This is a genomic window from Hyphomonas sp., from assembly GCF_040882205.1.
Classification (GTDB): Bacteria; Pseudomonadota; Alphaproteobacteria; order Caulobacterales; family Hyphomonadaceae; genus Hyphomonas.
Map to the genome: position 1 here is coordinate 1 of NZ_JBBEBT010000144.1, position 4,690 is coordinate 4,690.

5 protein-coding genes and 1 pseudogene are annotated in these 4,690 nt (G+C 63.9%); 4 read left to right on the forward strand and 2 right to left on the reverse strand.

The genetic code is table 11. From position 1 onward, the window contains the following. Positions 1-688, reverse strand: a pseudogene (locus WEA77_RS05615) (hypothetical protein); the annotation flags it as partial. Next, positions 657-1,427 carry a hypothetical protein gene (locus tag WEA77_RS05620; protein WP_368066888.1) on the reverse strand — a complete coding sequence of 257 codons (771 nt, stop codon included), beginning with the start codon at positions 1,425-1,427 and terminating at the stop codon, positions 657-659. The pseudogene WEA77_RS05615 and the gene WEA77_RS05620, both read right to left, overlap by 32 nt. A 243-nt stretch (positions 1,428-1,670) precedes the next feature. Here WEA77_RS05620 and WEA77_RS05625 point away from each other — a divergent pair, with 243 nt between their 5' ends. The 4 genes from WEA77_RS05625 to ftsA all read left to right on the forward strand — a co-directional run. Then, the gene (locus tag WEA77_RS05625; protein ID WP_368066889.1) at positions 1,671-1,958 is read left to right on the forward strand and encodes a hypothetical protein; all 288 of its coding nucleotides are present in this window, start codon (positions 1,671-1,673) and stop codon (positions 1,956-1,958) included. A 162-nt stretch (positions 1,959-2,120) separates the two neighbouring features. Next, positions 2,121-3,029, forward strand: a complete 909-nt coding sequence (locus WEA77_RS05630; protein ID WP_368066890.1) for a D-alanine--D-alanine ligase — start codon at positions 2,121-2,123, stop codon at positions 3,027-3,029. Next, complete coding sequence (locus WEA77_RS05635) at positions 3,017-3,895, forward strand: cell division protein FtsQ/DivIB (protein WP_368066891.1); 879 nt, start codon at positions 3,017-3,019, stop codon at positions 3,893-3,895. The genes WEA77_RS05630 and WEA77_RS05635 overlap by 13 nt, the downstream gene beginning before the upstream one ends. Continuing rightward, the coding region (ftsA, locus tag WEA77_RS05640) for a cell division protein FtsA (RefSeq protein WP_368066892.1) at positions 3,895-4,690 on the forward strand (796 nt) is incomplete at its 3' end. The genes WEA77_RS05635 and ftsA, both read left to right, overlap by 1 nt.

Here is a 4,690-nt window from a genome sequence, read left to right on the forward strand (position 1 = left end):
CCCGCAATGTCCTTGTGCTCAATATACGCCGGCATGAAATGCGGCTCGTTCCCGGACCATTCGGCTTGGGATATCTGGTAGTACGGCTCCTGCTTGCCCTCCCCAGCATACCCCCCGAGGCAATATCCGAAGCCGGAATATCCTGGCGCAGCTCGATGTTATAGCCGCAGATCACGTGACCATCGACGGCGCGCTGGATGCCAGTCACCGGATCATCCGCTTCGGTATCGTAGAGGCGTCCCTTGCCGGTGAGTTCAGCGCCCTTGAAACCCAGGTTCGACAGCTTAAGCGCCGAGCCTGTCTCGATGGCATTGGCCATCGCACTGTCGATATTGCCGGGGCCGGCGCCCGTACCGGTCCGCACCTGATCGACCACGTCTTCCTGGTCCACGTAGATGAAGCGCAATGTCGACGCGCCCCAATCCCCGAGACTTTTCTGTGCCTCAAGGGAATATCGACAGGACTGGTTGGGCGCGATGTCCTGATTGCCTGTCTGGCCATTTCCGAGGTCGAGGTTCACCGGGGAAATGAAGTCGCAGACGTTCAGCTGGCCGACCCGGCGTTCGACCTTTCCGACAAGTTTCAGAGCATCGGACTGCCTCCAGGACAGGCTTCCGAAGCCCTTCGGGCGGGTGAATTCGCGCTGGTTTTCGGCGTCACCGGATTGCGTGAGTTCGGAATATTCCATGCCGCCGGAAAGTTGCAGATTCAGCCGGGGGCTCAGCTGGCGGGCCATGCGTCAGGATGATTTCACCACGGCGCTCTTCGACACGCGTGTTTGCGAGATCCAGCACCAGCGGTCCGCCGCCAATCCCCTCTACCAGCGCGGCCTCAGCCTCGAGGACATTGAATGCGCCATCCGCGGAGATTTGACAGTCGCGTCCCTGCCCCGTCTGCAGGGGATATTCGCTGCGCAGGATGTATTCACCTTCATCGACCGTCTGGTGGAAGTTTGAGGCATACTGGGCCGTGCCGCCGAAGCCGCCCATCCTGAACGGGTTAACAAACGGGCTGTGCCCGAGCCGGCCAAGACCGATGAATTTCAATCGGCCCGGACCTGCTCCGAACTCGAAGTCGCCTCCGATTTCAGCGTTCCGCTCGTCTCCGGCAGATTGGAACAGGCGCCGGCCTTGCGATGCGCCGAGCGGATAGGTCTTGCCAACCTGTTTGGAGTCCATTTCCCACACGCCCACCTTGCCGTTGAGATTAGCAATCTGCCCGGTGACAGGTTTCCAGGAGAGGGAGCCGGACAGCGAGACGTCCTCAATGACACGCGTGAAATCTTCCTCGCGCTGTTCAAGCAGGTTGCTTTGCCCGTCTTCAATAAGCCGCCAGCCGGCATCCCCGTTGCGCTGGGGCGCGCTGTCGGCTTCGAGCGTCCAGCTCACGGCGCCTTGGGTGCCCGCCAGCGTGACCCGTGCCTTCATTCAGCCAGGGTGGCAGGTTTTCGCGCAGGCGTGTCTTTTAGCGCCAGGTGCCGTCGATCGATGCCTCGCCATCGGTGATGACATTGACCACCCGGCCGGTCAGACCCGGAATTTCGGTCTGCGTTGCGTCCAGCACCTCGGTTCTCTGGACACGCGCCGTTTGACTTGGCCGACCCCCGCTGACCGCTGACCAGCACGTTACCGCGCGCCTGACCAAAACCCCGGTTGCCGCTGTCTTCCCTGATGATGGAGAAGCCGGGGACCCCGGCGCACCATGCCGGGCGCTTTCACAGGACCGAACTGGCTGAAATCCGCCCCCGTGAAGACAGTCTGGTTCGCCGCGCCGTCGAGCGGGACTGCGGCTGTGCTGGCTTGGACGGCGAGCTGCCCGGAGAAGGAAAGCACGGCGAAGCTGGTGAGCAGGCTTCTCGGAATCAGCATTTTCTCTCCCCGGTCAGCGTCATCAGGCTCTCTGCATGGCCCAAGGGTATGTACCGTTTTCGTTATCTATTTTCCGCTTATCAATATTGACTACATGCGTAGTCAGTAGACTTTCCCGTTTGCTCAGATGTTTTTTTGTAATCCGCCGGAATTGCGCCAGACAGCCGCCACGCCCTCCCCTTTAAGCTGGTGTTCACCGCAACGATCCATGACGGAGCGCGGCGGATTGAACGCATCTCAGAAGGAGTTGGCATGAAACGGGTGGCGGTAATCTATGGCGGCTGGTCGTCCGAACGGCCCGTGTCGATCTCTTCCGGACGTCAGATGGCCGAAGCCGCCCGCACCGCCGGCTATGACGTCACCGAGATCGATGCGACCCGCGACCTCGCGCGCCAGCTTGCAGAGGCGAAACCAGACGCCGTGCTCAACGGCCTGCATGGTCCCTGGGGCGAGGATGGCTGCGTGCAGGGCCTGCTCGAGATCATGGGTCTTCCATATTCCCATTCGGGCGTGCTCGCCTCCGCTCTCGCGATGGATAAGTTGAAATCGAAGGCCGTCTACAAACAGGCCGGCCTCGACATTGCAGAAGACCGCCGTGTGACCCGCGCCGAAGCCGCCGCCGCCCACGCCTTGAAGCCGCCCTATGTGATCAAGCCGGTCAACGAAGGTTCCAGCTTCGGTGTGCTGATCGTGCGCGAAGGCACAAATGGCCCGCCCCAGGAACTGACCGGGCCGGGCTGGCGCTACGGCGATTATCTGATGGCGGAGGAATACATTCCCGGCCGCGAACTGACCGTCGCGGTGCTGGGCGACCGCGCGCTCGCCGTCACCGAGATCACGACCTTAAGGGACTATTACGATTTCGATGCAAAGTACGCGGCTGGTGGATCGCAGCATGTGATCCCTGCGGACCTGCCCGCGCATGTGACCAAGGCAGCGATGGAAGCATCGCTCACGGCTCACCTCGCACTGGGATGCCGCGGGGCAACGCGCTCGGACTTCCGATACGACGAAAAGAAGGACCGCCTCGTGATCCTCGAAACCAACACCCAGCCCGGCATGACGCCGACCTCACTCGTTCCCGAGCAGGCCGCGCACATGGGCATGAGTTTCGTGGATCTCGTTGCCTGGATGATCGAGGACGCCTCATGCCAAAGATAGAGCGCAACCAGACAGTCCCTTCGGGCCGCCGCCGGCCGGCGACTATCATTGACGAGACGACGGGCGAGGAAGTCCGGGTTTCATCCGTCATCTTCGGCGTGGTTATGCTGATTGCAATCCTTGTCGCCACCGCTGCCTGGATGGGCGGGTCGATGTCCCAGATCGGTTCGCGCTTCGGCGGCTTCATGGACGATACGTCCCGCATTGTCGGCGTGGATGTGAACGACGTCTCCGTCCTCGGCCTGGAGGACAATCCTGCCCTCGCCGATGAAGTGCGCGCCGCCGCGATGATCGAGCCCGGCGAGAACATGTTCCGTGCCGATCCGCACCTGATCAAGAGCCGCGTCGAAGGCACCGACAAGGTTCTGAACGTGCGCGTGCATCGTCTCTGGCCTGGTCAGATCGTCATCCTCGCTGATGCCGCCGATCCGGTCGCGCTCTGGCATGACGGCCGCCAGTGGCAGGTCGTCGACGGCCTGGGCCGCCTCCTGCCAGGCGCGCGCGCCGAAGACCATCCGGGTCTGCTGCGCCTTGCCGGGCAGGGCGCACCGGAAGCCGCGCCGCAACTGGCCGCCGCCCTCGCCTCGGCGCCGGACATCAACGGCCGCGTCGCTGTTGCCACCCGCATCGGGACGCGCCGCTGGGACATGCGCTTCATCAACGGCGTCACCGTTCGCCTGCCGGAAGACCCCGGCCTCACGCCCGCCATCGACCGCCTTGCAAAGCTCCAGGTGCGCACCGCCCTCACCCAGCGGCCACTGGAAATGATCGACCTTCGCAGCAAGAGCCGCGTCTATCTGCGGCTTGCCGAAGCGCCCGCCAAACCCGACCCTGAAACTAACCGCGAGGCTGCCGAGAAAACCTGATGTCCGAGCTCTCCGCAAAGCGCCTCGCCCGTCTCAACGGCCGCCCGGGCGGCACGGTCGCCGCGCTGGACATCGGCTGCTCGAAGACCACCTGCCTCATCGGCCGTCCGGATACGGACAATCCCCGCCGGATCGCCATTCTCGGCGGCGGGCGCCAGCAGACCCGCGGCTTCTCCGGTGGCACCATCACCGACATGGAAGGCCTGGAGCGTTCGATCCGGCTTGCGGTCGAAGACGCCGAGCGTGAAGCCGGAGAACCGATCAGCGAAGTGATCCTCGGCATCACCGGCCCGAAACTCACCTCGCGTCTTCTCTCGGCTACCATTGAGGTTGGCGGGCGTGTGATAACCGCCAAGGATGTCCGCCGTCTCCACACGCAGGTGCTCGCACGCGCCGCCCAGTCTCCCGCCCACCGGCAGGAAGAGATCCTCTCGGCCTGGCCGGTCGTCTACACGATCGACAAGGCCGCCGGCCGCGTCCGCCAGCCGGTCGGCATGATCGCCGGCGCGCTCAGCGTGAGGATGTCGATCGTCTCGGCGCCGCGCGCGATCGTGAAGAACCTCGTCGAATGCGTCGGCCGCGCGCATCTCGGCGTTCGCCAGCTCGTCCCCTCCGCCATCGCCAGCGGCGCCGGCACCCTGATCGAGGATGAGATCGAGAACGGCGCAGTGTGCATCGACCTGGGCTCCGGCGTCACGGCTGTCTCGGTCTACCTGCACGGTTCCCCGGCCTGGCTCGGCCTGGTGCCGGCCGGCGGCGCGCATGTCACCGCTGACATTGCGCAAGGCATCGGGA

Excerpts from the sequence above, each read along its gene's own strand:
- WEA77_RS05620 (WP_368066888.1), bottom strand. The coding sequence starts at position 1,427 with ATGAAGGCACGGGTCACGCTGGCGGGCACCCAAGGCGCCGTGAGCTGG.
- WEA77_RS05625 (WP_368066889.1), top strand. The coding sequence starts at position 1,671 with ATGATGGAGAAGCCGGGGACCCCGGCGCACCATGCCGGGCGCTTTCAC.
- WEA77_RS05630 (WP_368066890.1), top strand. The coding sequence starts at position 2,121 with ATGAAACGGGTGGCGGTAATCTATGGCGGCTGGTCGTCCGAACGGCCC.
- WEA77_RS05635 (WP_368066891.1), top strand. The coding sequence starts at position 3,017 with ATGCCAAAGATAGAGCGCAACCAGACAGTCCCTTCGGGCCGCCGCCGG.